This is a genomic window from Actinomadura decatromicini, assembly GCF_008121305.1.
In the GTDB taxonomy this organism is placed as follows: Bacteria; Actinomycetota; Actinomycetes; order Streptosporangiales; family Streptosporangiaceae; genus Spirillospora; species Spirillospora syzygii.
In genome coordinates this window covers 556,422-583,339 of the sequence record NZ_VSRQ01000001.1, presented here as the reverse complement: position 1 = coordinate 583,339, position 26,918 = coordinate 556,422, and the positions used below count along the sequence as shown (strand labels likewise).

24 protein-coding genes are annotated in these 26,918 nt (G+C 67.8%); 17 read left to right on the top strand and 7 right to left on the bottom strand.

The genetic code is table 11. The features are described from left to right. Positions 1–240 precede the first annotated feature (240 nt). Genes FXF68_RS02265 through FXF68_RS02240 form a run of 6 tightly spaced genes read right to left on the bottom strand, consistent with a single transcriptional unit; the run spans position 241 to position 10,836 of the window. Positions 241–2,559, bottom strand: coding sequence for a hypothetical protein (locus FXF68_RS02265; RefSeq protein ID WP_148757218.1), 2,319 nt, complete (start codon positions 2,557–2,559; stop codon positions 241–243). Further along, positions 2,528–4,720 (bottom strand): TIGR03986 family type III CRISPR-associated RAMP protein, encoded by a 2,193-nt coding sequence (locus tag FXF68_RS02260; RefSeq protein ID WP_148757217.1) that lies wholly within the window; start codon positions 4,718–4,720, stop codon positions 2,528–2,530. The genes FXF68_RS02265 and FXF68_RS02260 overlap by 32 nt, the downstream gene beginning before the upstream one ends. Continuing rightward, complete coding sequence (gene csx19 / locus FXF68_RS02255) at positions 4,717–5,256, bottom strand: type III-D CRISPR-associated protein Csx19 (protein WP_148757216.1); 540 nt, start codon at positions 5,254–5,256, stop codon at positions 4,717–4,719. The genes FXF68_RS02260 and csx19 overlap by 4 nt, the downstream gene beginning before the upstream one ends. Beyond that, on the bottom strand, positions 5,253–6,896 hold the full coding sequence (locus FXF68_RS02250; protein ID WP_148757215.1) for an RAMP superfamily CRISPR-associated protein: 1,644 nt from the start codon (positions 6,894–6,896) through the stop codon (positions 5,253–5,255). Before FXF68_RS02250 ends, csx19 begins: the two co-directional genes overlap by 4 nt. Then, the gene (locus FXF68_RS02245) at positions 6,893–9,223 is read right to left on the bottom strand and encodes an RAMP superfamily CRISPR-associated protein (protein ID WP_187437669.1); all 2,331 of its coding nucleotides are present in this window, start codon (positions 9,221–9,223) and stop codon (positions 6,893–6,895) included. Before FXF68_RS02245 ends, FXF68_RS02250 begins: the two co-directional genes overlap by 4 nt. Then, entirely contained in the window at positions 9,220–10,836 is a 1,617-nt protein-coding gene (locus FXF68_RS02240) for a Cas10/Cmr2 second palm domain-containing protein (RefSeq protein ID WP_148757213.1), read from the bottom strand. The genes FXF68_RS02245 and FXF68_RS02240 overlap by 4 nt, the downstream gene beginning before the upstream one ends. A gap of 227 nt (positions 10,837–11,063) precedes the next feature. On the opposite strand from FXF68_RS02240, the gene FXF68_RS02235 reads away from it, so the two are divergent. Together FXF68_RS02235 and FXF68_RS02230 are read left to right on the top strand one after the other, a co-directional pair. Then, positions 11,064–12,134: an SAVED domain-containing protein gene (locus FXF68_RS02235; protein WP_148757212.1), complete on the top strand. Its 1,071-nt coding sequence runs from the start codon at positions 11,064–11,066 to the stop codon at positions 12,132–12,134. Between the two features lie 260 nt (positions 12,135–12,394). Further along, a complete protein-coding gene (locus FXF68_RS02230; protein ID WP_148757211.1) occupies positions 12,395–12,892 on the top strand; it encodes an AAA family ATPase in 498 nt (165 codons plus the stop codon). Positions 12,893–13,544: 652 nt separating this feature from the next. On the opposite strand, the gene FXF68_RS02225 is transcribed toward FXF68_RS02230, so the two are convergent. Continuing rightward, on the bottom strand, positions 13,545–14,927 hold the full coding sequence (locus FXF68_RS02225; RefSeq protein WP_148757210.1) for an NsdA family TPR-like regulatory protein: 1,383 nt from the start codon (positions 14,925–14,927) through the stop codon (positions 13,545–13,547). A 198-nt stretch (positions 14,928–15,125) separates the two neighbouring features. Between FXF68_RS02225 and FXF68_RS02220 the strand changes: the two genes are divergently transcribed. The 15 genes from FXF68_RS02220 (at position 15,126) to cas2 (ending at position 26,879) form a co-directional block, all read left to right on the top strand. Next, positions 15,126–15,587, top strand: a complete 462-nt coding sequence (locus FXF68_RS02220) for a hypothetical protein (RefSeq protein WP_148757209.1) — start codon at positions 15,126–15,128, stop codon at positions 15,585–15,587. Further along, positions 15,584–15,865 carry a hypothetical protein gene (locus FXF68_RS02215; RefSeq protein WP_148757208.1) on the top strand — a complete coding sequence of 94 codons (282 nt, stop codon included), beginning with the start codon at positions 15,584–15,586 and terminating at the stop codon, positions 15,863–15,865. The genes FXF68_RS02220 and FXF68_RS02215 overlap by 4 nt, the downstream gene beginning before the upstream one ends. A gap of 97 nt (positions 15,866–15,962) precedes the next feature. Next, positions 15,963–16,274, top strand: coding sequence for a hypothetical protein (locus FXF68_RS02210; RefSeq protein WP_148757207.1), 312 nt, complete (start codon positions 15,963–15,965; stop codon positions 16,272–16,274). A gap of 91 nt (positions 16,275–16,365) precedes the next feature. Continuing rightward, a complete protein-coding gene (locus FXF68_RS02205; RefSeq protein WP_148757206.1) occupies positions 16,366–16,776 on the top strand; it encodes a hypothetical protein in 411 nt (136 codons plus the stop codon). A gap of 304 nt (positions 16,777–17,080) precedes the next feature. Beyond that, complete coding sequence (locus tag FXF68_RS02200) at positions 17,081–17,506, top strand: hypothetical protein (RefSeq protein WP_148757205.1); 426 nt, start codon at positions 17,081–17,083, stop codon at positions 17,504–17,506. A 25-nt stretch (positions 17,507–17,531) separates the two neighbouring features. Continuing rightward, positions 17,532–17,909, top strand: coding sequence for a hypothetical protein (locus FXF68_RS02195; RefSeq protein WP_148757203.1), 378 nt, complete (start codon positions 17,532–17,534; stop codon positions 17,907–17,909). Between the two features lie 19 nt (positions 17,910–17,928). Then, positions 17,929–18,303: a hypothetical protein gene (locus FXF68_RS02190; RefSeq protein WP_148757201.1), complete on the top strand. Its 375-nt coding sequence runs from the start codon at positions 17,929–17,931 to the stop codon at positions 18,301–18,303. Between the two features lie 434 nt (positions 18,304–18,737). Next, a complete protein-coding gene (locus tag FXF68_RS02185; protein WP_148757199.1) occupies positions 18,738–19,475 on the top strand; it encodes a CRISPR-associated endoribonuclease Cas6 in 738 nt (245 codons plus the stop codon). Between the two features lie 40 nt (positions 19,476–19,515). Continuing rightward, positions 19,516–20,937, top strand: coding sequence for a hypothetical protein (locus FXF68_RS02180; protein ID WP_148757197.1), 1,422 nt, complete (start codon positions 19,516–19,518; stop codon positions 20,935–20,937). Continuing rightward, positions 20,934–21,989, top strand: a complete 1,056-nt coding sequence (gene cas7i, locus FXF68_RS02175; protein ID WP_148757195.1) for a type I-B CRISPR-associated protein Cas7/Cst2/DevR — start codon at positions 20,934–20,936, stop codon at positions 21,987–21,989. The genes FXF68_RS02180 and cas7i overlap by 4 nt, the downstream gene beginning before the upstream one ends. Positions 21,990–22,044: 55 nt before the next feature. Further along, positions 22,045–22,698 carry a CRISPR-associated protein Cas5 gene (cas5, locus tag FXF68_RS02170; RefSeq protein ID WP_148757193.1) on the top strand — a complete coding sequence of 218 codons (654 nt, stop codon included), beginning with the start codon at positions 22,045–22,047 and terminating at the stop codon, positions 22,696–22,698. Between the two features lie 16 nt (positions 22,699–22,714). Then, complete coding sequence (cas3, locus tag FXF68_RS02165) at positions 22,715–25,129, top strand: CRISPR-associated helicase Cas3' (protein ID WP_222869774.1); 2,415 nt, start codon at positions 22,715–22,717, stop codon at positions 25,127–25,129. Then, positions 25,126–25,623, top strand: coding sequence for a CRISPR-associated protein Cas4 (locus FXF68_RS02160; protein ID WP_222869773.1), 498 nt, complete (start codon positions 25,126–25,128; stop codon positions 25,621–25,623). Before cas3 ends, FXF68_RS02160 begins: the two co-directional genes overlap by 4 nt. Position 25,624: 1 nt before the next feature. After that, positions 25,625–26,605: a CRISPR-associated endonuclease Cas1 gene (gene cas1, locus FXF68_RS02155; RefSeq protein ID WP_148757189.1), complete on the top strand. Its 981-nt coding sequence runs from the start codon at positions 25,625–25,627 to the stop codon at positions 26,603–26,605. Between the two features lie 10 nt (positions 26,606–26,615). After that, complete coding sequence (gene cas2, locus FXF68_RS02150) at positions 26,616–26,879, top strand: CRISPR-associated endonuclease Cas2 (protein WP_148757187.1); 264 nt, start codon at positions 26,616–26,618, stop codon at positions 26,877–26,879. Positions 26,880–26,918: the final 39 nt, after the last annotated feature.

Genomic DNA, 26,918 nt, shown 5'->3' with positions numbered 1-26,918 from the left:
GAGGTAGTCCGAATAGACCGTCGTCCCGTGGGTGTGAAACCCGGGGACCCGGTCTTCCTCAGGAGGCACAGGGCCTCGAAATGCTCTTCGGCCGCAGCCGTCGAACGGTCACCAGTATCGGGAGTCCCTCAACTCACGTCAAGTGGTTACTCGCTTACAGCCCGGTAATCGGTCGGGCGATCCCGGAAAGGCTGCGCTAGTGGTCGGGCGTGCGGCAACGGTGCGGGCTGGAATTCCTGTTCATCGGGCATCCTCGCCCAGCTTTTCGAGCTGTTCGCAGAGGCGTGTGTGACGGGTGACGAGTTCGCGGTCCGGCTCGCTTTGGCGGCTGCGCGGAGAACGAAGTTCTTGGAAAGCGCCGACGCAGCCGCGGAGTTCTTCGAGGATCACCTGCGAGGCGGGCGGCCGTTTCCTTGCTTTCGCCGCCTGTCCGGCCCGCCCCTCGCGGAGCCTGTCGAGCAGATGGGCGTAAGGGGTTTCGTTACGGTAGGCGTTCAGTTTCCGGAGCGGTGCGAAACGCTGCCTGAGGGCCGTCCACTCAGCCCAGCCGAAAAGGCCGGGACGGAGCACTTCGACGGCTGTGTAGCAGGCGGGCCACGGTTCGTCCGCCAAGACATGGGCGATCAGTTCGAGGCGTCGGCAGGCCGCCTTGCAGCGGGCGTCCATGCTTGTGGTCGCATTCGCGTGGCCGTACAGGTCTCGATGGAGGCGGGCGGCGGCGTCGCGGGCGTCGGTGAGGGCCGGTGAGCCGTTGGCGAGCAGTTGCCAGGCGGTGCGGGTGTCGAGGCGCCGGACGGCCGACGACGCGAGGCGGGCGAGGCGGGCGTCCATGCCGAGGCGGCACAGCGTCAGACCGGCTTCGTTGATCACGGTCCGCAGCGCCCGGTCGCGGCCGAGTTCGGCGACGCGCAGCGGGCAGGCGGCGTTCAGCGACCACTGGACCCCGGCCGCGACCATGCCGTTCACCGTGACCGGCTTTCCGGAATTGATGACGAGGAGGACTTCGTCCACGTCGCGGAGGCTGGTCGAGCCGTACAGGCCGGTCGGCTCGGCTTTGGCGAGTTCGGCGAGAAGCGCGGCGTTGATGTCGGCGGCGTCGCCCGGTTCGGTGGAGAAGGGGCCGAGGACGGCGGCGTCGAGGCTCCCGGCGGGAGCGGTCGACTTGGCCAGGGTGACCCACGAGCCGGCCCGCTCCATCGTCTCGCCGCTGGCGAGCAGGCGCAGCCTGATCCTGCCGGGGCGGGCGAGGGCGCTACGGCGCCGGGACGCCCAGTCGATCACCTGCCGGACGGCCGCGTGACCCTCCTTGTCATTCGGGTCGTCCTTGGTGACCATCCCGACGCACATCAGGACGAGGACGTCCCCGGTCCCCAGGACGGGCCACGCCGTCAGGCCGCACTGTTCCACGAGGGCGGGCACCAGATCGCCCTGTTCCCACTGGTCGGCGTTCGCGAGGAGGGAGCCGGGCAGGCGGCGGGCTCCCGGCGGGACGAGATGGGCCTCGTGCGAGGCGCTCTTCTCGAAGAAGTCGATGAACTCGGCGTCGCCGACGAGCGCCGCGTGGCGGGCCTGCGGGACGGGTGAGAGCCGGCGGCGGGCGTCCTTGATCAGGGCGGCGCCGCCGCGCTGCTCGGGGTCACTGAGTTTTCTCGCGAGGTCGTCCAGCACCCTTTCCGCCGACGCGGAGACCGTGGCGGCCTCTTTCTTGGACGGCTTGCTGATCCGTTGTGTGAACCAGGCGCGCAGCAGCGAGTTGTCTATGGCCTCGCCCCGTGCGAGGCGCTCGTAAAAGGCGGCCTGGACGGTCGGCCACAGCTCGGCGAATTTGGTGAGTCTCCCTTGGTTGAACCTGGGGGAGGGGGCGGTGGCCTCGGCGAGGCTGATGTCGGCGCGCTGGCGGGCGGCGAGCAGCCGCCAGAGATCGGCGTTCGGCGGGTCGACGGCGGCGAGCTCGTCCCAGAAGCGGTGCCGTAGCAGCCAGTTGCGGAGTGTGTCATGCGGGTCGATCAGGTCGCGCAGCCGGTAGGCGGCGGACGGTTCGTCGACCGGCAGCAGCGTCATCGGCACGCCGGTCTCGATACCGGCGAGCAGCACGCCCGCGCCGAGGGCATAGGAGCCGGCCCCGGATGTCAGCAGGCATTCGCCGGGCGCGAGTGCTGTGAGCTCCGGTTTCATCGCCTTGACGCTGTGGCGGACCGTCGGTTCGCTGACCTGAGCGATATGGACGTCGTCCTTCGGGAACGTCCGGCCGCAGAGACCTTCCTCAGAGGACAACAGTTCCTTCATTGCCTGCGCGTGTTCGACGAAAGGCCGCTGGGACGGTCCGTGGACGTTTGTCGTTCCGATCAGCAGCAGTCCGCTGATTTCGGTTCCGGTCTCGGTGAGACCGTCGAAGACCTTGCGCAGGGGCCTGCGATCGTCGGGGCCGCCGTGGAAGTCGATCGGCGCGGGCGAGGTCGCGAGCGGTGGCCAGCCGAGGTCGCCGCCACCGATCGGGTGGATCAGCAGCGGCGGTGCGTCGGCCTTTTCAGTTCTCTTCGTCGTAGACGTCAAGGTCATGGTCTCGCGGAGCGCCGGGGGACGGGAGGGAGCGGCCCCGGCCCGGCGCGACGGTCCTTTTGTCGATTTTCTCGTTGGCGGTGAACCAGGCGTACGACTCCCCGGAGGGATTCGGCGGTGTGCGCTGCGCTCGCATCTCCTTGGGCCGGGCGCGCGGGTAATGGACGGGGAGGTCGTCGCTGCCGTGGGCCGCCGCTAGGAAGGCGTCCGTGATCTCTGTGAATCCGGGCTGCTGCTCTGCCGCCTCGGTGAAGGCCCGAATGCAGGTGCGTACGACGGCTTCGGTCGACGAATCGGGAAGCTCTCCGGTGAGGTCGCGGTAGTACTCCGACCATTGCGCTCCATTGTGGAGCCGCGTCCTCTCAGGTTCCAGGGAGATGCGGACGCTGCCGAAACCGAGCGGCTTGCCGAGGCCGAGGCGGTGGTGGTGATCGCCGTCCAGCGTCAGCAGCCAGAGCAGGGCTCCGAGTTCAACCTCGGGAATGTCGCGGACGCCGATGCTGAAGGTGAATTCGGTTCCGTGGGTGATCCAGCCGAGCACGGAGCGGTTCTGCTTGTCGCGCTGCGGAGCGCCGGTCGTCGCGAAGGATGTCTTGTCGCGAGTCAGCGGGTTGTCTTCGCCGGGCGGCGCGTTCGGTCGCCGGTACTCCCGGTACAACAAGCCGTCGATGAGGTGCTGCGTAGGATCGCCGTTGGTCGGCTCTGGTTTCCAGTAGGAGTCGTTCGCGGCCGCTCGCTTGTGATGCCAGTAGACCTTGCGGCCTCGCAGGGCTCTGTCCGGGGCGCGGTGCACGTCGTTCTTGGGCGTGCCGTTCTTGATCGGGCGGTGCGGCTCGGCGGCGCTTTCAGAAAGATAGAACCGGCCCTGCGTCGGTTTCGGCTGCGCGAGGATCGACAGCGGCAGGCCGTCCCGGAATTTCTTGACGGCCTTGTCGGTGGCGGTGACGCAGCTGACGTCGCTGATGCGCAGCCGTCCCCGGTACGCAGCCGGACGAGTCCCGGAGCCGTCCTGGGCGACCCAGCCGAACACGCGGTCGGCCGGGGAGAGTTCGCGGTAGCGGGACGCGGGTTCGACCATCGGCGGCACCATCTCGGCCGGACTCGCGATGGCGAGCTCGCGCGGGATCATGACCGGATACAGCGCCTCGACGCATCCGTTCTTCTCGTATGCCCAGCAGAACGTTCCCGGGGTGAGCTTGCGCTGTTCTTCGTTGTTCCGGTGCGGGCTGATGTCGAATTCGCCGTCGGTCTCGATGTCCTGTTGGTGCTTGCGGTGGTGCTCCATGAGAGCGTCCCAGCGCTCCCGGAGATCGTCGGTCAGTTTCGTCGTGACGGGACGGCGCTGCTGGATGAAGACGCGCTCATCGTGCTTCGTCTCCACGTTCCGACCAGTGATGAAGACATGGCCCTCTTTCCAATCGGACGAGGGGCGGCCTTGGGAGTACGGCTTGATGCCGGTGACCTCCTCGGCGTTGTTGCCACGTCTCGTTCTCACCCAGACACGCTCGCCGTGCTTCGGCGGCCCGTTCTTCGAATACGGGAGGCGGGACTTGTCCGGATAGAAGGGGAGCTTGGCGGCGATCCAGTACTCCAGCGTCTTGCCGTCCTTCCCGACGCGGACGGGCTTCACATCGCGCGCGTCATCGGCGACGCGCCGCCAGCCGAGGCGCTCGCCATGGCCGGTGAAAACACCGAACCGGCTGTTGGTGATCGCCTCGTATGAGGCGCGCAGCATCCCCTTGAGCGCGGTTGCCGGAAGATGGGGACGGCTGTCGCGCAGCAGCACCGGGTAGGTGAGGTGCCCTTCTTCGATGTCCGGTGCGTTGTAAGCGCGGGCGGTGTCGAGCAGTAGAAGAGGCGTCTGGACAGTGAGCCGGACCCCGATCGTGCCTGTCCAGTTCTCTTCATGCAGCCGATCGGCGCCCTGGGGGACGGCGTCGGCGAAGGCACCCGTCATTCCCTCACGGGGAAAAGCGGGAACGAAGGTATACGGGTTGAGGAACGGCTCCCTGCGCCCCTTTCGACCGTTCTCCGCACGCGGCTGTCTCTGTTTGGCCGGAGCGGGCGGCGTCCTCGGCTTCCGCCGCGTCTCGACGGGAACGATTTTGTTGCGGATGTTCTTCGCAACCATGTGTGGAGTCGGCGGCTTTTTCTCGTTCATGCGTTCTCCCTGCGCAGTGGCTCGGAGAGCTCGAAGGACAGCAGGCGTTCTTCCGCGATGTAGGCGTTGCCGTGCTCCGGGTCGCGTGCGATGTACTCACAGGTCGCCAACGCCACGTGATGACCCCTGCCGAATACGCCCGGAACACGCAGGCTGCCGATGTGCTCAGTGCTGAGAGTCGTCCAACCGTCCGACGCCTGGACGGCCTTTCCCCACAACAGGTAGCCGCCCCTCAGCGTGCCGATGGCCTCCAATGGCTCGGACCTCGCGAACGCAGGCGGGAGAGCAGCAGGATTTTCGCTGAGCAGGACGGTGCGTCCGCTGTCGGCGTCGTTGAGCCAGCGCAATTCGGTGTGCTCGTTGAACACGCGCGCCTCGAACACTCCGTCCGGAGTCGAGCGACGCGCTCCATCGGTGGTGACGATCTCGTAGCGCCACGGTGTGGTGAGCAGCGCGAACCCGTCCGGTGCGCTCTCCATGGCTTCGGTGAACGTGAGCCCGTCGCGGGTCGCGACGTGCAAGGTCGTGCCGGTCATCGCGTTCCCCCTGCGTATTCGCGCCACGCGGTCGCGAGGTTCCCGTGCCGGAGGGCGTCCGCGAGTGTCGTCTCCGCCGTCCAGCCGTTGCCGGAGAACTCGATGGACTCGATCGTGACGTCGCCGAATCCCCGGTTGACCATGCCTCCGAGCGGGAGTCGGCGCTGCTCTAGGTCGCGCAGGACGAGCAGGAGCAGCGCGAGCGCCACGTCCCGATGACCGCCGAGCCGGGTGAGGTCGACGGTCAGCCGGATCGGCTCCCAGTCGACGCCGTGCGGTTCGAGCACGCTGAACAGCAACTGGTCGGCGGCGCCGCCGGTCCAGCGGTCGATGGCGACGTGGTCGGCCTGGTCGAGTCCGCGGGCGGCCAGGGCGTCGCGTACCGACGGCGGTGGTGCCGGACGGTCAGTGTCGTCGCCGTTGTCCGGTGCGCCGTTCACCACGATGTCCCACACGTCCGACGGAATGGCGGTCTCGCTCACGCATTCATGGACGGTCAACGCGCCCGCGCCCCACGGGTAGGCGGTCGGCGCGTCGTCGGTCGCCGTGCGACGGGCCGCGCCGAAGAGCATGCGTACGGCGTCCAGCCCGTCGAGCTGCTTGAGGAAGGCTTCGGCATGCCGACGTGCGCGTGCGGGTGCGGTGGCCGTGCTGCCTTCAGTGCCGTTCACCGCGTCCTGGATCGGAGGGGGCGGGGCGTCGAGCCCGCGGGCGGTGCGCTCGATGAGTTCGGCATGGCTGCGGAGGGCCCCCTTGAGCGAGCTGCCGCTCAGCGTGAGCTTGAGCGTGCCCGCCCCGATCTCCGTGGTCAGCGGCAGGGTCTTGATCGTCGCGCCCTCACCCGCGGCGCGGACCATGACGGGCGCGTCGGGCTTCCAACGCAGATGGACGGTCAGCCGGTCCCGGCGGGCGGGAAGGTCGGCGGCGCCCGCGTCCACCGCCGCCTCCTCGAACCGCTCGGGCTCGCCGCAGAGGAAGGCGAGCAGCCCCTCGCGGCTGGTCAGGTCGTGTTCGTGCACGTCGAGCGGGGACGGCATCAGCGTCACGACACCGAGGCCCTTGCCGTTGGCGGCGCCGATCCCGATCTCCTCCGACTTCAAGGCCGTCAGCAGCGCGTGCAGGCGGGCGCGGTCACGGGCGAGGAGGACGTCGGTCGTCTCGACGTCGACCTCGAACGACAGGTAGTGACCGGGCGGGACGACGGTGCGGGCGTACAGGAAGGCCGATGCGGCGGCGCCGGTGACACGGTCGATGCCGACGCCGTGGAGGACGGGGAGGGCCCGCGATCTGAGCGGCTCGTTCGGTATTCCGTCGCCGTCCGTTCCGGTCGTGGTGGTGACGACCGCGTCCCTCACCACAACTCGGCTGGCCTGGCCGCCGGGATCTGATTTCCCCTCCTCCTCGTAGCCCCACATGTCGTTCAGACGAGCGGTTCGGGGATCGGCACCGCGCATCCAGGCGCGCAGTGTCCCGGCGAGGCTCGTGCCGGGCACGTAGACGCGGTCCTGCCCGTCCACCGCGACGGGCAGCGCCTCGGCCGGGTCGAGCGCCACACCGCCCACGTGCAGCGGCGTTTGGATGCGCAGCCACCCGCGTACCCGGAGCCGCCGGTCCATCGGACGTCCTCTCCTGCGGGTCATCCGTCGGCCTCCTCGGAGTGGGCCTTGCTGCGAGTGCGGGCGGCGAGGCTGCGAGTGTGGGCGGCGAGGCAAGCCGTGAGCAGTGACCGCAGCGCCTCGGCCCGCAGTTCGCGGGGGAGGACTTCCGGGCCGTCGACCGTCAGGCACAACCCGTCCTGGTCGCTGAACTTGAGCTTCTCCCAGACGTCGCCGTCCGCCAGCAGGGCGCAGATCGCGGCCGTGGCCTTCGGCGCCTTCCATCGCTTCGTGAGCCTGGTGATGCGGGCCTTGAGTTGCTCGCTCTCTTCGTCCAGATGGACGAACAGGCGGCGTAGCGCGTTCAACCGCGTCGCCGAGAGTTCTTCGAGTGGGCCGAGCACCTCGTCCGGCTGAGCCGCCCGCTCCTCGGCGAGCCGCCAGATCTCCGCACGCCACGCGGCCGCCTCGATCAGGCGCGCACCGGCGTGGCCGGGGTCGACCGTCGCCAGCCGACGCACGGTCGGACGGGGCGGTCTCTCCACCGACTCGCTCGCGTTCCCGGGCAACCTGTTCACAAGGATCGGGTCGTTGACGCGGATCTGGCCGAAGCCCTCGCCGCGCCGTTCGCCGATGCCCGATCGTTCGACCTCCGCCAGGACGTCCGCGCCGACGCGACCCGCCGTCATCTCGAAGGTCAGGCAGCCACCGGCCGCGAACCCGAGGAGGACGGGGCGAGGCAGCCGCCATCCGCGGTGCCACGAGTCGGTCCGGGCGATCTCGTAGCTTGACGGTCTCCGATCGCGCTCTTGCATGATCGGCTTGAGTTCCACGCCGTCCGCTCCGGCGGTGGCGAACGCCCTTTCCAGGAGACGGGCGAAATCGGCAGGGTCGTCGCTCGGGGCGAGCCGGTCATCGCGGACCAGGACGTCCGACAGCAGCCAGACGCGCAACCGGTCACCGCTCATGACCGACGCCGACTGAGGGGCGGGCTCGCTGGGCTCGGCGGTGACGGACACCAGGCCGTAGTCGTCCTTGCGGGAGCGCCCCAGCCGCCATCGGCCGTTCAGGCGCTTCCACCACCCGGTTTCGAGGATGCCGCGCCGGATCCTGACCTCGGCCACGAGCACGGTCCCGGGCGCGAGCGCCTGGTACACGTAGACGCCGCCGAGCGCCTCGGTCGGACGCTGCAATTCGTCTTCGATCGTGTTGTGCATCCTCAGGACGAAGCCGGGCGTCTCCACCGCCACGTTCGCCGAACCCGAGACATATCCTTTCCGGACCCGCTTGAATGCGTCACCGTTCGGGATTCCCTCCACCATGCGGTTGAGATAGACGTTCTCCGTCTCGTCCTTTTTCCGGTCGAAGACGCGGGGGACCGGGTGTCCTCGTACCCCGTCCACCTGCGGGGTCGCGGGCGTCACCACCAGGTCCCCGCAGCGGGCCGCCGCGGCGGCGGCCGACGAGTCGAGGCGGCGCAGCACCGGCCCCAGCAGCATCCAGCCCGGCGCATGATCACGGCCCTGGACGAGATTCCCGACGGTTCGCTCATAGGCGAGCAATGGCGTCTCGAGTGTCATGTGTAGGACGGCACTTTCCCAGCCGTCGCCCGCTTCTCGCCGTTCGGAGGAATCGGGTGTGGGCGGCCGTTCGGGGGCGGGAGGTGACACCGGATTCGCCGTCCAGTGCGCCAGGTCGCCACTGCTCGGAGGCAGTCCCGCGCCGCCGAGATCGAGACGACACCGCCCCGACCCTCGCCGCCGCTTCGCGCCGATGCCCTCCACCAGCCGCGCGCCCGCCCACAGCAGGGCACGGGCACAGCCGAGCTGCTCCTCCGACAATTCGTCGGACAGTTCCGCCGTACCTTCCAAGGTCATGCCGCCACGCGCCATCTCGTCGAAGCGCAGCATGTCGTCCCTGGCCGCGCCGGTCACCGGGTCGTGCGCGACGCCCGGCTTCACGAACGTCACCGCGTCACGGAGCCGTGGATTCCCCGCGATGGCCTGGCCGAGATCACCGGGAAAGCGAAGAGGTCCGAGATAGCGCAGCGCGGCCGGACGCGGATGCCGCGCGGGCGCCGCCGGCGCATCGCTCGCCTCGGCGCCGGGGAAAGTCGGCTGATAGCCGAACAGGTATTCCACCCAGGAATGCCAGACGCCTGGGCCATCGGGATCCGCGTCGGCATCGAGGGCGCGTGCGGCGATCTCGCAGCCGTCCCGCCAAACGCCGTTGAGGGATTTCGCCGGTATGAACGGTAGGTGGTGCTCCTCGTCGCGCAGCACCTTCCGGCTGATTCGGCCGTGCTGTCCGGTGCCCGCGCCGATGTGCCAATCACTCAGCATGCGAACGGTCAGCGAAATGGTATGGCTCATGAGTCGGCCTTCGAGGAGAGAAAGGGAGCGGCGTTCAGCGCGTCCAGAAGGCCGGTGCGATGGACGTGCCCGTCGTGCCAGAACAGCGAGCCGTCGCTGGCGAGCCCTTGGACCGCCTCTACACCCAGCCAGGTGGAGACCGTCGCGAACCGAGACTCTGCGGCCTCGCGCCCACGGAACAGGGCGGACCGTAGTTCATGCGCCTGGCCGCCCGAGATGACAAGCGTCCCGTCGTTCTTGGCGGTCAGGGCGGCGACCTGCCTCTCGAGGTCGGCCCAGCGCCGGTGTCGGGCCCACTCCGCGTCGCTTGCCTCGCCCACAACGTAGGGCTGCCCCGTCAAGCAGGTGTCCTCTTCGGAGAGAGTCTGCTGGTCGCGCAGACGCCGCAGATCGGCGAACGCGCTTTCGTAGAGGACGTGGAACGACAGAGCGCTCTTGTCCTGCCCCAGTTCCCTCTTTACCGCCTTCGCCTCGGAGGTTAGTTGTTCGGCCAGGTGGACGGCACTGTGGAACGGATACTGGCGCTTCACGATGGCGACACCCGCGCAGGCGCCCAACCCTCGCAGTTCCTCCACCTGCTTGAGGACGCCGCCGACCGCCCCATGCTCGTTGGCCAGCCGGGTGAACTCCTCCAGGTAATCGCGAGCGAATGGCAGGGCCAGTTCACCGTCACAGACAACCGTCAGGTCGTCGCCCCCGAGGATGAGCGGGAGAACCGGAGGCTCGGCCGTATCCGCCGTCCACCTGCCGCGGCGCAACTTCGCGAACACCGACCGGAAAGCCTCCCGAGCGCATTCGTCCACGCCATCAGAAAGGCTGCGCAACCCCTCGGTGTATTCGTCCGCGGGAATGTCTCCCGGGCCGCCCATGATGGACGCGAAGTGCTGGAACACCTTCCCCAGGCCATTACCGTCGACATGGACGACCGCGACCCATTCCGCTTTGTGGTTCAGATGGTCGACGATCTGGCGGAGCGTGCGTCGGGCCGCCGCCTCCTGGCTTTCGTCGTTCTCGGCGCAGAGCCCCATCTTGACGGCCAGCCGCAGCAGCGCCGAATCAAAGGCGTTCAACTTCGCCAGACTCGGTGCCGAGCGGGCCTCCGGCGACCGTTCCTCATGGAGCTTGACGACACCATGAGCGGGCAGGCCACTCGACGTGCATCGTGCTGCGATCGGCACTCCCGGAAACCGCAACCTCGGCCCGCGCCTCCTGGCCCGCGCGACCGTGAGAAGCTCTCTGGTGTCCGCGATACCGTCAGCGACCTCTTTCGCGTTCCCCCATTCAATGGCCTCACCGACTGCGCCGCACACATCCAGCCCGGGCGCTTCCCGCAGGGCGGACTCGGTGATACTCCCGACGATCCGCCTACCTATCTTCCGGTCTCTGACGAGCATCGTCACGCCGCCCGCGTTCGCGGTCACCACCTCGATGCCGTGCTCTTCAACGCGCTGTCGGCGGCCGTCCACGCCGATCTCCGCCAAAGCCTTGGCGAGCCATTCGCCCTCAACACAGGTGATCAGATGCGATGCGCCGACGTTCTCTCTCCGCTTGTTGGACCCGAAGATGTAGTTCTGGTTGCCCGCCGTGCTCAATACGACCGCATACACGCGCACACCGGCCCCCTGTTCTCGCCCACAGCACCACTGCTGGGTACTGATGGACGAACCCCCACGGTCGTCCAAAGCGGCATGTTAGGGGCGTGGACCTGCCGCCCTGGGAGCGAACGTCACACAACCGGTGGCCGCCTCCGGCCCCAGGCATGACACCACCGGTCGAGCCGCCTCGCGGCAGGCAGCGTCCATCAGTAGGTAGTGCTCACGACGACGAAGCGAGGCCCGACATGACCGAGACCCGGAACGCGCCGACGATGACGGTCATCGGCGGCCCGTCCGCGACACCGTCGAAAGCCCGGCGTGTGATCACGGACGGCGCGGCCTGGAGCGGACTCGGCGGCGTCGCCGCGGGCGGGTTCGGCATCGAGGCGGTGAAGTCGGCGATGACGCACTCTCCGACCGGACGCTGGTGGCTCGTCTTCGGCTGCCTCGCCGGACTCGCTGGCATGGCGGTCGGTGCCCGGCTACGCGTCCGCGCCTCGGCCAGGACTCGGATCGGGCTCGTCGTCACCGCGTCCGATACCGGACGCGGTGCCCCGCGAGCCGAGCTGCTGGAGTCCAAGGCCGTGGAGTACAGCAAGAACACCTGCGCGGTCACAGTGCGAACCCACCTAGCGCTCCCCGAGACCCATCCCTGGCCGAAGGAGGGCGTCGACGCCCTCGCGGACGAGACGATCGCGGCGGCCGGGCTCGCGGAACGGCTGGTCAGCGGCGCCGCCCGCATCAACGTGATCCCGACGATGCCCCTGCCGGTCGGCTTCCGGTTCGGCGCCAGAATCGGACACACGCACCCTCGCGAGATCACCGTTCACGCAGTTCGCCAGCGAGACGGAAGCCCGTCCCACTTCCCGGCGACCAGCCTCCGGGAAAACCCCCTCACCGCCGAACTCCTCACCATGGAACAAGTCGAGGTGGTCGATGGGGGAGACCCAACGCGCACGGCACTCGCCATCGACTTGCAGAACCTCCGCTCCGACCTCGCCGAACCCGTCCGCGCCGCCTGCCGCGCACACCGAATCGGCAACCTGCTGATCTTCAGCAGAATGACCTCTGGACCCCTGGACGAGAACGCGGAAACCTACACAGCGATCGTCGAACAGATCTGCCGAGCGTGGCGCGACGCTCCTTTGCCAGCCGCCGCCCGCACCGGACGCCATGCCGCCTTCCTAACCGGCCCAGTGGCCATCTCCATAGCTCTCGGCGCCCGCCTGGCCCACATCCAGCCCGACCGCTGGACGGCCTTCACCTTCGACAACGCCTCCAACGCCTACGAGCCCTTCCCCGCCGAAATCACCTAACAACTTCTCTCCTCGCAGACCTCCCAACGCTGGCAAGGCCGCCGAAGACGTCCGAACCACTGCGACGCCATGCTCTCCCCGACACATGCGGGATCGGTAGGAGCTGTCGCAAACCGCTCGCGGGGGGCGCGGTGAGAACCGGCAGGTCTTAGGAGCCTGCTCCGCCCAGTGACAGCGCCACCGGCAATTCCCGGAAGACATCGAGTCAGATCGATTACGCCAAGTAGTCGTCGCGACCGGCGCCCTCTAGGCTGGGGCACATGGCGGTGATCTTCGTAACGGGCATGTCCGGCACGGGGAAGTCGACCGTCCTGGACGGGCTGGCGCGGCGTGGATACCGGGTGGTGGACACCGACGTCGGAGGCTGGATCGAAGAGGTTCCCCGGTCGGATGGCGCTGGTACCGAGCGCCACTGGCGTGAGGACTGGATCAACGACTTGCTCACCGAGCACGAGCGCACCGGGGCACCGCTGTTCATCGCCGGAACAGTATGGAACCAGGCGAGGTTCTACCCTCGCTTCGACCAGATCGTCCTGCTCAGCGCGCCGCTCGACGTGATGCTCGAACGGATCGCCACCCGCGACACTAACCCCTTCGGGAAGACTCGCGACCAACGAGACCAAATCATTAAAGACACAGCCGAGATAGAGCCTCTGCTCCGCTCGTCCGCCACCACCGAGATCGACACACGCGCCCCACTCGCCGAAACGATAGAGCGCATGGCCCAAATGGCCGCCCCTCCCGCCTCAACCAACTGACTCCACACCCAAGCGCCTGCTCTCACTTCGGCCAACTCATTTATCCGGCTGGCGCTGCCTTCAGTCACGCACTGTCACATTAGCGGCGAGGTGAATCCCGCTAACCGGCCGCCAACGAGGATCCGCACAGCCCGGAGCCGGTTGTGAACCCTCGTAGGGGGCGATGAGGCCCTAGACAGTACGGGCGGCAGCGGTAGGCGGCTGGATGTTGCGAACCCTCGTAGGGGCGATGAGGACGACATGGACCGGCTGGCGGCGGCGATCGAGGCGCAGACGTTGCGAACCTTCGTAGGGGCGATGAGGACTGGTCACCGATCACAAGATCAAGGGCAAGCTCCAGCTGTTGCGAACCCTCGTAGGGGCGATGAAGACGCGAAGGTAAAGGCGCAGGTGAGGCCTGGCTTCTCCCGAGTGTTGTCGGTTGATTCTTCAACCAACCTCCGATTGCGCTGTCGACCCTGAGGGCTTGCTGAACGGGGCCACCTGGAGTTGATTGTCGCAGCGTCGGCAGGGTTGGGTATGGGTGCCCATTTTCACAAAAGATCACCTCCTTCCCGCATGGGTACTCGACGTGGTCTGCCGGGAAGGATTTGGGGATTTGGTCCGGTGTGCCTTGACCGTAAGGCCGTCGTGACTGGCTCGCAGAGATCGACTAGCGGGTGGTCAGGGCCCGCAGTTCCCGTGCGGCGGGAAGAGTGAGGGCTTGCTCGGGAAGAGCATCGAGGACGCGGCGTGCGGTGAGGGTCACGCGCCTGATTCGGCGATCCTCCGGGACGGCCTCCAGGATGCTCACCGCCTGCCTGCTGGCCTCGCCCGGGTCCCTGTGTGCTTCGAGGACGGTCTCGTACAGGTCGAGCTGGATCGTGTTGTAGAGGTGAGTTTCGGGGCGATAGAACTCCCGCGCGGCCCGGTGAGCTTCAAGGGCGCGGTCTCGGAGTCCGGCGAGCGAGTAGACGCAGCATTGATCGAAGCGTAGAAGTTCTTCGCGATCGGGCTCGGTGGACGGTATGCGCTCGAAGATGTCCTCGGCGTGGCGTAGCGCGTCCACGGCCGCTCGCTTGTGACCCATGAAAGCGAGAACCTCAGCCTCGACCGTGGTGGCGTAGATCATCGTTCCGCTGGGGTGGCGTCCCGAGAGCCGCCGGGCCTCGCGGGCGAGGATCAGGAGCTCCCCCAGGTCCTCATGGGGGTCAGTGACGCGATTGGTGACTTCCCAGCTTCGCGTGTAGGCGGAGAGAAGGCTGTCGCCCGATCTGTCGGCCATGAGGCGGGACGTGGTCCACCAGCGAGTGGCGAGCCGCGGATCTCCGATCTGGATCGCGGTGCCCGCGATCAGGTAGGCGTGCTGTGCTGCTGCATGAGCGAGGTCACGCTCCACGTCCTTGGGCTGAACGTGCGCGAGATGAGGGGCCATCTCAGCCCAGTCGCGAGTCAGCTTCGCGAGGACCTGCTCTGGTGGCGCGTTGACGTAGCTGCGGACGTGTGTCCTGTAGGCGTCCGTCCAATCGTCGAGCATGGCGCGCGACACGGTCGCCCCAGGCAGGCGGGGATGGCTCGCCTGCCATGCGTCGGTAAGAGTCGTCAGGATAGGCGCGATAGCGGCCCCGGCCGCGAGGGCGCCGGCGTCTCGGATGAGTTGTCGCCGCTTCACGTCTTCCTCGTCAGTCTCTAGACGATGGGGCGCTGGCTTTGCCACCACGGTACTTTCCGCTGTGGGGGATATGCCCTGGTTGCCGACTGCGGACGCATTTTCGTGAGGTAGCGGCTCGGGGAACAGTTCACTCTCCGGCATTCGGAGGGCATGGGCCCATAGGAGCCGATAGCGGGGACCAGGGGCGTGCGTGCCGGCTTCGTGGCCGCGGATGGTGCGCTCCAGGTCCTTCAGCGCGGGGAGTCTGCGGCGGACCTGTTCGGGTGCGCGGTCGCGCCACTGTTCGGCGAGGTCTGCGACGGTCAGCCCGGCCGCCTTGCGGGCGGCGCGCAGGCGTGTGCCGATGCGTCCGGTCCCCGTGCGCTCGTTCTCGACGTTGGTCACTGCGAAGCACCTTGGCCAGGGATGTCCGCGGATGCGGGGGCGCATCCGCGCTCACCAGCGATTATCACGCTGACCTGTGACGCTCGCCACAGGTTCACTGAAGGTGACCGCAGCGATACCCACAAAGCAGGGCGGCCCCGGCTGGCGCGCGAACGCCAGGGGTTCCGGGGCCTGACCGGAGATGAGGTCCGGCTGGCGATGACGATATCTGAGAGGGTGACCCGGCTTCGCGACGAGAATCCGGGCTGGCAGATCGAGTACGACGAGAGCAGGCCCGTGCCGTGGCTGGCCGTTCGTGAGCCGTCCGAGAAGTGGATCGGTGGGCACTCGGCGGTCGAAGCCCAACTCCCTGGTTACCTGGGCCGCCTGATGGCCCAGGCCATCGACCTGGCGGCTTTGACGTCTGGCAAGGAGGCGTTCCCGTACGTCGAGCGCATGGAGCACCTGACGTCCCTGCGTAAGTGGTTCCCGGAGTGGGCGTTCGAGGTGTGCGAGAGCCAGCCGGTCTGGCACGGGCAGCGCAACTACGTCGACTACGCCGAGCGCGCCGCCGCGATCACCGAGGTGCGCGGCAACGACCCGAGGGAGTTGGCGTTGCTGCTGTTGCGGCTCCCGAAGGTCGAGGCCGGTGTGGACACGGGCCGGGAGGGTGAGCGGTGAGGGGACCGCGCCGGGCGCGTGAGGCCGAGCGGCAGATCGCCGGGTTCGCGGTGTACGAACTGCCGGACGGCTCGTGGCGCGCGGTCTCCCAGCAGGACGGCGCACGGGTCGAGCACGAGCGATGGTGCGAACTGGCCTGGACGTGCGTCTCGTCGCGCATCGCTGACGAGTTGCGCGTCGCGGGTGAGGAGTTGGCCGCACGGATGGCCGAACCGGGTCGCGCTTGGCGCACCGAGTCCCAACCGCTCGAAGACGTCGCGCCGAAACCGCGTCACTGAGCCAGGGCGGCGCTGCCGGTCGACACCGCCCCCGGGTCCCGGCCGCGCCGCCCTTCCCCAGCGCACCCCGAGAGATTCAACGAGACGAGGAAGACCGATGACACAGCCCTACGGGCGGTTGGACCCGCTGTATGAAGCCGTTCGAGTCCGCGCACCGCAGGTCGAAGCAGCCCGCGTCCACCGCGGCATCACCACCCAGGCGCAGGGAGGCGAGCCGCTGCTGTTCATTCGCGTCAGCTACCGGACGAATGGGCCCCGCCGCGTCGTGTGGGACGACGGCCTCGGCGTGTACCGGTGGGACAGCGGCCCGAACGCGGGCGTGCAACTCGGCCGCGACCCCGAACAGGCGGCTGACCGGATCGCCCAGGCGCTGGGCGCGCCGTTCGACCCGGCCCCCGCCACGGAGTGAGGCAGGGGCGGCACCGCCGGTCGACACCCCCTGGTCCCCGGCCGCGCCGCCCCATCCCAGACCTTCCAACTTCGAGAAAGGAGGCTTGCTCATGGCTGGCTGCTGCAGCTCCACCCCGAGCTACCCCCAGTGCTACTGCCCGGCGGGCTGCGACTGCGACTGCGCCTGCTGCTGCGACGGCAACCACGTCGCCCGGCTCGCCGCCGCCGGAGGCGTGACCATGGTGTTCGGCCCGGCTGAGCGGCTCGACGCGGCCGTCCGCCGCATCGCCCCGCAGAGCTCGGTCGCCCTCGTCCGCGACGAGGAGACCGGGCTGACCCGCGTCCACGTCACCTACCGGAACCGAGGGCCGCTGGTGCTCGGCTGGGACGGGCAGACCTACCGACGCGTGTCGTCCGGCAACGGCTACGGCGCGATGCTCCCGGCCGACCCCGACAACGCCGCCCGCCGCGCTGCTGAAATGCTCGGCGCCCGGATCCAGACCGCCGAACAGCGGCCCTAGAGTTCCGCAGCCCGGTCAACAGGCGCGCACCCGGAAGGCAATCGTCGGGCTGGCGGGTGATCGGCCGGACCCGGCGTTCGGCGACTCCCGGCGGCTCGCTTCTCTCCTGGCCCGTCGATGGTGACGCACACGCTCGCGGCGCGAAGGTCGTCCCATGGGCGCGTGCGACCGCCACCGTCGTGGAAAACAGGGCCCCCTAAAGGTGTCGATGGGGCCCTAGGGCCCTAACGGGTGCGGGGGCGGCCGCATAACTTCCTCCCATCGCTGGACGGCGAATCGGAACGCCGTCAACGGAGGAGTACAGATGCGTTCACGAACGGCAATGGCCACCCTCGCCATGGCTTCCGCCGGGATCGCGCTCCCGCTGGCCTTCACCTCTCCCGCTTATGCCGACGCCTCCGGCGCCTCTCCGTGGGGTGAGCAGTCCGCTGGTGGGGTAACGATCCCCGCCGGTGTGCTGGGGCACGACATCAGCGGTTCCGGCCTGAAGATCAATTACGAGAAGGGCACTTTCCGCTCGATCGCGTGTATAAGCGAATGGCGGATCGACTTCTACTACACCAGCAAGGGGAAGCGGTACAAGACCAGTAAGGGCGCCACGCACGGCTCCTGCTCGCGGACCGGGGTGCGGACGGTCGGCAAGGCCACGCTCAAGGCGGGCCTGGCCTGCGCGGTGATCTACTCGCACGGCCGCAAGCTCACCGAGCAGTGCCACCAGATCACCAAGTGACCGGCGACCACGACAGGAGACCGACATGAACAAACCAGTACGGGCACTGATCATCGCCGTCACCGGGGTCGCCACCACGCTCACATTCGCCACCGCCGCCCATGCCGGACGCGGCGCGACCTCGTCGATGACCGGATCACGGGTCACCTTCGACCCCAACGGCGACAAGTTCACCGTCTGCGACACCTCCTGGGACGGCTGGGACCCGTACGTCAAGTACGAGTACATCCGCAAGGACGGAACCCTCCAGAAGGGCGAGCACTACGTCCACTCCGGCGACGGCACCTGCGACACGTTCAGCCACAAGTTCACGGCCGGACGTTCTGTCCAGTTCGTGGCGTGCGTGGACATCTGGAGCAACAACGACATGTGCGCCCGCGAGTGGGCCACCGGCGTGGCCTAGCCGGCCCGGAAGGCGTTCCATGAAGAAGTACGGAAAAGCACTGTCGGTCGGGGCCGTCGCCGTCGCTGTCCTGCTGGGCTCGTCGACGGCCGCCTACGCCGGGCGGGACGCGAAGTCCACCATCGAAGGCTCCTACACGGAGTTCCACAGCAACGGCGACAAGTTCTACAACTGCGACACCGACTACGACCTGTTCACGGCGTACGTCGACTACTCGTACATCCGGAAGGACGGCTCCGTCCAGAAGGGAAAGCACTACAATCCCGGCGGCCGGGGTGACTGCGCGACCTTCGATCACGATTTCGGCGAGGGGCGTCCCGTGCAATTCCGCTCCTGCGTAGACGTCCCGATCGGCATCGACCCGTGCGACCGTTGGAGGGAAGGCATCGCCTGACCGTTCCTGAAAAAAGCGAAAACCGGGTGGGGGTTTCCCGCCCGGTTTTTCGTTTGCCGTCAAGTCTCGGCCTTTGATGGCGAGGCAGCGGATTCTAGTCCTCTTTGTGGCGATTCGGGCTGGTCTGCGATGGTATCTGCGAGGAATTCGATCAGTTGCTTGCGCCGAATATCGTGTTCAGTTGCGACGTTCTTCCTCGCCACATGGCTGTCATGTCCCTGCGGCCACATTCGGACAGGACATGTCCTTGATCGACTTTACGAAGAGCCCTTCCTGTGGATTACCGGGTGCGTAATGTGCCGGGACGCAGGCGTAAGGCCGGGGGTGAGGCCCTGCGCTCTCGGGATGGTCTGCCGGCGGCCGTCCATCTGTATTCGCTGACGACGGCCTGTGGCGTTGGCCGGAACCGATGGCTGAGAGGGAGGACCGGGTCGATGCGTTTGCGATTGACCTTCCACACGGGGGCCCGCGAGTTGCCCTGGGAGGACGTCTTGGCTCCTGGGCGGGCGCTGGCATATGCGCTGCTGGGGCGAGGCGCACCCGAGTTGGGGCAGGCTCTCCACGACGCTGGTTGGGGGCCGCACAAGCTCCGTCCCTTCGGTTACGGCGCGCCCGTCTTTCCGGCGGCGCGGCGGCGCCGGGGCGTGTATGCCGCAGACGGCCGCGGCGTGCTGGAGTTCGGAAGCCCGCTGATCGCGGTGGTCGAGGGGTGGGCGGCGGCGCTGGCGTCCATTCCCGTGCTGGCGTGGGGAGCGACCGCGTTCATCGTCGACCGGGTCGAGCCGGTGGAAGCCCCGAAATTCGAGACCGGAAAAGCCGTCTTCCGGACGGAGACGCCGGTGGTGATGAAGGGCTCGGGACGTGACGAGTCCGGGGCTCGTGAACGTCGCGAGGCGTGGTGCCTTCCGGGTGAGCCAGAGTGGGACTTCTACGTGCAACGCAATCTTCAACGCAAGGCGGCGGCCCTGGGCTTGGATCCCGAGGTCACCTTGGAGAACGTCGGGTGGATCGGGCACAAGCGTTCATTCGCGGTGGGGAGTGCCGGAGGCGGGAAGAAGCCGGGTGCCCGCGTCGAGGTCATGGTGTCCGGCGCACCGGAGACGCTTTCGGCGCTGCACTCCTGGGGTCTGGGGCAGGACAACAGCGCGGGGATGGGCTGGATTAGTGCTTGACGCCGGAGCGCGCGTCCCGCCGTCCAAAAGCCGGGAAGGCGTGGGCGAGGACACGGAACATCCGCAAAATCTGGTGCTGACCGCCAGTCCCTTGCAGCGCGTGGGGGCGTTTGCATTGGCTGCTCTGGCCAAGGTCGATCACCCCTCTGAAGTGTCAGGAGAGGCGCTGCACCGAACCGTCGAGCGGATGACGAGCCATCTCGTGGAGACGGTAGGGGTGGCGAAGGCCGCTGATCCGGGCGGGTTCTGGCTCGGGGCCAGTTACCTGCTCTGGCCGAATTCCAAGCTCAATCCCACCGCGCGCGGTAAGCAGTCTCCCTCGGAGCGGGAGCGGCTGATCCGCGAATGGCGTACACGGCCGGAGCCCAAGGATTGGCCCGAGGTGCCGTGTGCGTACTGCGGGCGTGCGGCGTGCGGCTGGTACGGCAAGGTCGACATCCCGCTCGGGGCGAGCGTCGCGCACCGCAACACCACCGCGCCGGGCCATGAGGGAACGCCGTTGTGTTACCCCTGCGTCGCCAGCCTTTGGGCCTTTCCGTACGGGTCGTCGCTGGCAGGCGGCAGGGCAGCGCTGATGCATTCCTGGGACGACGAATTCCTGGCGAAGATGACCGCGGCGACGGTGGACGAGACGTTGCGACGCGCCTCCGCCGGGACGTCCAAGGGAGCCAAACCCGGCCCGTACGCGCGTGAACTGTGGGTGCTGCACGCGGTACGCGGCTACAGCCGACGGATCACCTCCGGCGTGGAGTTGATTGTGCTGTCCAACTCCAACAAGGAGCAACTGTACGCCGCGCAGGAATTGAGCCGTCCCGTCGCCGAATGGCTCCGGACCACCAACAAGGACTCCGAACGCCGCGCCGGATATCCGGTGCTGGTCGCGACTCAGGAGACCAAGCAGGTTCCGGGAGAGGCGTTCTTGGCCAAGCGGGCGTTCACCCGGCCGCCGCAGGTCCTCGACATCGCGATCGGTCACGTCCTGAGCCGGATCTCCGCGGCCGTGCCCGTCCCCGCCGAGACGACGGCGCTGGCCCCGCTCCTGTACTCCTACTGCCGCGAGGTGCTGACCATGGACGACAAGGACGTCGAACGCATCAGGGAACTGGCGGGGCGGTTGGCCGCGCTGCTCGGGCAGGACAGCCGTCCCGGACCATTCCGCGATTTCATCCGCGCCAATGGAAAAGGCGGGAACCTGTACGGCTGGTTCCGCTCCAAAGGCGTCGACTGGCTGCTTTTCCCGCGTCCCAAGGACACCCCGCCGGTCCTGCTGCCGGTGCCCGAATACCGGTTGCTGTTCGAGGACGAGCGGTCCTGGTCGTGGCGTCGGCTGCTCGTCTTCGCCGTCCTGGAGGCGCTGGCCGAGGCGGGCTGGGAGCCCAAGGGCTCGCAGGAGGAACTCCAAGAGATCAAGGACCTGGCCGACGCCGCCGGCGGCGACCAGGAGGAAAGGGCGGAACAATGACGTTCCTCGTGGGACAGCAGATCCTGCAGATCAAGGCCGGGGCGCCCAACAATGGACGGGGCGAGGACAACCGCGGCATGGTCAAGCAGTTCACAGTGGGCCGGGGCGAGAAATACCCGTACGTATCCGCGCAGGCGGGACGGCGGTGGCTGCGGGACAGCCTGCCGCCCGGCGAGCCGACCTCGCCGGTGATCCGCAGCGGCGAGGGCAAGAAGCAGCAGGCCTACACCCGCGGCCGTCCCGACCTCTACCTGGACGACGACCTGTTCGGCTACATGATCGCGGTCAAGGCGGACGAGGCGGGAGCGAAGAAGGGCGAGTCGAAGACGTTCATGCGCGACACGGTCCTCGCGACCGGCACGCTGGTCTCGGTCGTGCCCAGCAAACCCGTCATGGACTTCGGGACGATGAGCCGCGACTTCGAGCCCGGAACCCACCCCGTCATCCACGAGCACGAGATGTACACCGCTGACCTGGCCGGTGACCTGCTCCTGGACCTGCCCCGCGTCGGCACCTTCGAGACCGGCGGCAGGACGACCAAGACCGCGCTTCCCGGCACCCTGGCCGAGGAGGTCGTCGCGAAGGGCGGTCGTGAGGTCGTCCTGCGGGACGTGCAGTGCGTGCGGTTGCCGATCGATGAGCGGCGCCGCCGGGTCGCGGTCCTGCTGCGGACGATGGCCATGGTCAAGGGCGGCGCCAAGCAGTCCGCCCACTACGGCGACCGCACGCCCGGCCTCGTCATCCTCGCGCCGATCAAGGGCGGGACCAACCCGTTCACCAGGGTCGTCCGGGAGCGCGAGAAGGCGACGCACTTCGACGCCGACGTCCTCCGTGAGGAGATCGAGGCGTGGGCCGACGAACTGGACGGGCCGGTCCGAATCGGATGGGCGCCCGGTTACCTCGGCAGCCAGCGCGACCGGGCGAGCGGCGACCTCACCGACCTGATCAAGGAGGAGCGGCTCGTCCTCGGCCATCCCCGGACCGTGCTGAACACGCTGGCCCGCGAGATCGAATCCGGCGATCACGACTCCTGGTTCGACGACCCCCGGTAACGCCGCCCCTAAGGGGAGCATTCCGCCGTCTGCGCCATCCGCAAGGAGCATCGCCATGCCCGAGGCATTGGAGTTGACCGTCACCGCCCCGGTCGTCAGCTTTCGCAATCCCCTTTACGACGGGCTGCAGGTTGCGCTGCCCTGCCCGCCGCCGTCCACCGTCGGCGGAATGCTCGCCGCCGCGGCCGGGGGATGGAACCGCGTCCCCCTCCGCACCCGTTTCGGCATGGCCTTCTACGCCGCCGGATCGGGCCGAGACCTGGAGACCTACCACCCGCTCGGCATTCCGGGTTCCCAGGCCAACGCCACCATCAAGGAACGCGAATTCCTCGCCCTGGTCACCCTGACGGTTTGGCTCGTCGACGACATCGCCGTTTGGTTGCGTGCGTTTCGCCGTCCGATCTGGCCGTTGCGGCTCGGCCGCAGCCAGGACCTGGTCGCCATTACCAGCCGCCGCGTCGAGCTGGAGGAGTCCCGCGGCCGGCAGGGCCGTGCCGTCGTTCCCTTCGACGTCCCGGACGCGGCGGGAACGGCGATGCGGCTGACGACCGTCGTCTCCGACGACCGTTCCCGATTCGCCTGGGACAGCTACCGGTACGCCGCGGCCGGTACCCGCGCCGAAATCGACACCGGCCTCGCCACACGGGACGGGCAGGCCGTCGCGATGCTCCCGCCCGTCCATCCGAACCAATTGATCCTTGTCACCTGAAACGCGGAGCGTGGTCGTGAAGGATCTGCGCGCGAAAAGCTCCTCCGCACCCGGAATACCCGGCGAGCTGCTGACCGACCATTTGCTCAACACCCTGGAAGCCGTCCGGACGATCCACGGCCGGATCGGCGACATCCCGGGCATGCCCTCCGACTTCTGGACGTGGGCGGCGACCGCCGCACTCCTCCACGACGCCGGGAAGCTGCCGGACGGGTTCCAGCGGATGATCGGCAACCCTCCCCGGCAGAAGCCGACCGTCTGGGGCGAACGGCACGAGGTGCTTTCCCTTGGCTTCGTGCAGTTGCTGCTCGCGGACCTGCCGACCGGCCAGCGCGAGTGGGTCGCGGCCGCGGTGGCCGGGCACCACCGGCCGTTCACCTCCGGCCTCGACGGCTCGTCCAAGCTGCCGCTGCTCACGCAGTACGGCGACGATCAGCCTCGGGACTTCGCCGCCAAGTTCACGCCCGCCGACCCGGAGCGGCTTGCCGACCTCATGGAATGGTTGCATGCCACAGGTCGGCGTCACGGGCTGCCTTTCCCGGAAAGCGCTCCCCAGGCAAACGTCCGGCAACTGACGGACGCTGCCCATCAGCTCTTCCAGCGCGTCATGGACCAGTGGGAATGGCCGCTGCCGACTGCCGATGAGGGGCGCGGTGTGACGGCCGTCCTGCTGCTGGGCGCCGTGACCATGGCCGATCACCTTTCCTCGGCCCATGCACCCCTGGAAACCCGGCACCCACTGGACGAAACCTACGCAACCCGCCTGGTCGAACGGCTCTCCGCTCGCGGCCACGCGCTTCGTCCGCAGCAGTGGGAAGCCTCCACGACCATCGGCAATCTCCTCCTGCGCTCCTGGACGGGAAGCGGCAAGACCGAGGCCGTCCTTCTGTGGGCCGCAGCCCAGATCGGTGACCTGGCGTCCCGGACGAAGGGCAATCCTCGCGTCTTCTACCTGCTGCCCTATCTGGCCAGCATCAACGCCATGACCCTCCGCCTCGGCAACGAGCTGAATTCGCCGGGCGGAATCGGCGTCGCTCATTCCAAGGCGGCCTCGTACCATCTCGCGCAGTCGCTCGCCGACGGATGCGGCGGTGACGACGCCGACCCGGCCGACGCCGCGATCAAAGCCCACTCCCGCGCGGAGGCGACCAAGAACTTCCGCGAACTCCTGCGCGTCGGGACCCCGTATCAAGTCCTGCGCGGCGCCCTTGCCGGGCCCGTCCATTCCAGCATCCTGATCGACGGCGCCAACTCGATATTCATCCTGGACGAGCTGCACGCCTATGACGTCCGCCGCCTCGGCATGATCCTCGCCATCATGGGCTTCTGGCACCGGCTCGGCGGACGCGTCGCGGTCCTCTCCGCGACCATGCCGACCGCACTGGCCGACCTGGTGACCCAGGCCCTCGACGGGCGAACGGCCCTGGTCGAACCCCCGCCAGAGAGCCGTGCGCCGATCCGCCACCGGCTCCACATCCGCCAGGCCCACCTCACCGACGAACCCTCCCTTGACGAGATGCGCGAGCGACTCGCTGAGGGCCGCTCCGTTCTCGTCGTCGCCAACAATGTCCGCGACGCGATCACCCTTTACGAGACCCTCGGGCCCTACTGCATCGAACTACACGGCGAAGACTCCGCCCATCTGCTGCATTCGCGCTATCGCCGGATTGACCGGACCGCCATCGAAACAGCCGTCCAGGAGCGCTTCGCAAGCGGAAAGCCCCGCCTGCCAGGTCTGCTGGTCGGGACGCAGGCCGTGGAGGTGTCCCTCGACCTGGACCTCGACGCCTGCCACACCTCGGCCGCGGACCTCGAAGCCCTTGTCCAGCGGTTCGGCCGGGTGAACAGGCTGGGGACGCTCGCCCCATCACCCGTCGTCGTTCACGAACCCGCCTACAGCACCAGACGCGGCGGGGGAGACGACCTCTGGGCCGACGGCGTCTACGAGGCCGAACCCACCCTCCTCGGCTGGGACATCCTCACCCGCCATGACAGCCAAACCATCAACGAACAGGTCGTCACCGGGTGGCTCGATGAGATCTACACCAGCCCGTGGGGTCAGAAATGGGCCCGGAGAGTCGCTGAGCACCGGTCCGCCTTCGAAGACGCCTTCCTGAACTTCTCGCAACCCTTTGGCGACCGCTCTGAGCTCACCGAGGCGTTCGACGAGCAATTCGAGGGAACCGAAGCGATACTCGCGGAGGACCACGATGACTATGAATCCGCCTTGAACTTGGCGGGCAACTCCATCGCCGGCCGCCTGCACGCCGACCAGTACCTCATCCCCCTGCCAGCGTGGTGCATAGGCATCGGCGCGTACGACAAACGCCTCAAGGTCCGCGTCATCGACGCCGAGTACGACCCGCGCCTCGGGCTGCGCGCCATACACCGCGATGCGCGGCAGAAATACGAACCCGGTGAAATCCTGTGATCGATGCTGAGGACGTCGGCGGCGTCCACGTCAAATACCTCTACCACTGCCCGCGCCAACTCTGGCTCTACCTGCGCGGAGTTCGGCCCGAACACCTGAGCGGCGCCGTTCAGCTCGGTGAGGCCGTCCATGAGACCTCTTATGCCCGCAGCAGTCCCATAGACCTCGGTGCGGCCAAGCTTGACTTCATCGACGGCCGGCACTGGGTCCACGAAGTCAAATCGTCAGCGCGGCCCACGCCCGCCGACCAGGCCCAAGGACGGCATTACTGCTACCGGCTTGAAAAGATCGGCATCGACGCCAAGGGCGCGATTCTGCACTACCCCAAGACCCGCCGCACCCATCGCTATCCCTACACGCCAGAAGCCGCGGACCAGGCTCAGGCCGACATCGCCGAAGTCATCGGAGTCGCCGCCTCGCCCATTTCGCCCGCCCGGCTGGCGCGCTCCGCCTGCCGTGGATGCAGCTTCACCGACTACTGCTGGACGGAATGACATGCCCGCCGCCGCACGCACTTACTGGCTCACCACCCCCTGCCGGATCCGCCGCAAAGACGAGTCGCTCGTCATCGAACGCGAATCCGCCGGGAAGGTTCACATCCCGGTCACCGACGTCCGGGACATCGTCGCCTGCGCCGAAACCGACATCAACACCGCCGTCGTCGCGCTCCTCAACCGGCACCGGATCAACGTCCATCTCCTCAGCCACTACGGTGACTACGCCGGGTCGCTCCTGACCTCCGACATCAGCACGTCCGGCGAGACCGTCCTCGCGCAGGCCCGGCTCGCCGAAGATCCCGAAGCCGCGCTCAAGGTCGCTCGGAGCATCGTCGACGCCGCCGCGTTCAACGTCCGCCGCGTCATCGACCGGAAACTCCTCTCGCGTCCATACACCGTTCTGCAGAAGAACATCGAAACCGCTGAAACCGCGGCCCACCTCATGGGCATCGAGGGGACCTTCCGCCGCTCGGCCTGGGAAGTCCTGGACACCAAACTTCCCGGATGGCTCCAACTCGGTGGCCGCAGCCGCCGCCCTCCGAAGAACGCCGGCAATGCCTTCATCAGCTACGTGAACGGCATCATCTACGCCCGAACCCTCACGGCTGTGCGCCTGACGCCCCTGCACACCGGCATCTCCTTCCTGCACAGCAGCATGGAGCGCCAGCGCCACTCCCTCGTCCTCGATCTCTCGGAGATGTTCAAACCGCTGTTCGCCGAACGTCTCCTTCTGCGGATGTCCGGCCGCAACCAGATCAAGGAACATCATTTCGACGGTGAGGCCAACCAGGCCATGCTCAGCGAAAGCGGCCGGAAACTGGTGGTCCAGTCCGTCCGCGACGAACTAGCCGTCACCGTCGCGCATCGCTCGCTCGGGCGTCCCGTCGCCTACGACGAACTCCTCTACCTCGACGCACTCGCGCTGACCCGGAGATGCCTCGAAGGCACGCCGTACAGACCCTTCAGGATCTGGTGGTGAAAGAAGCACCGTGCACGTCATCGTCGTCTACGACACCGCGGCCGAACGAAACCCGCGCATCCTGCGGACATGCCGGAAGTACCTGCACCACGTCCAGCGAAGCGTCTTCGAGGGCCAGATCAGCGAGGCCCAACTGCGCCGTTTCCGCTCAGAGGTCGAAACCCTTCTGGACCTCAGCTACGACAACGTCATCGTTTACACTTTCCCGCCTGGCACAACGCCCGTTCGCCTAACCTGGGGCGCCGCTGAACCGGCTCCCACCGACATTCTGTGACCCCGGCGTAGCACGCGGCGGGGCCGTGCCAGCACGGCC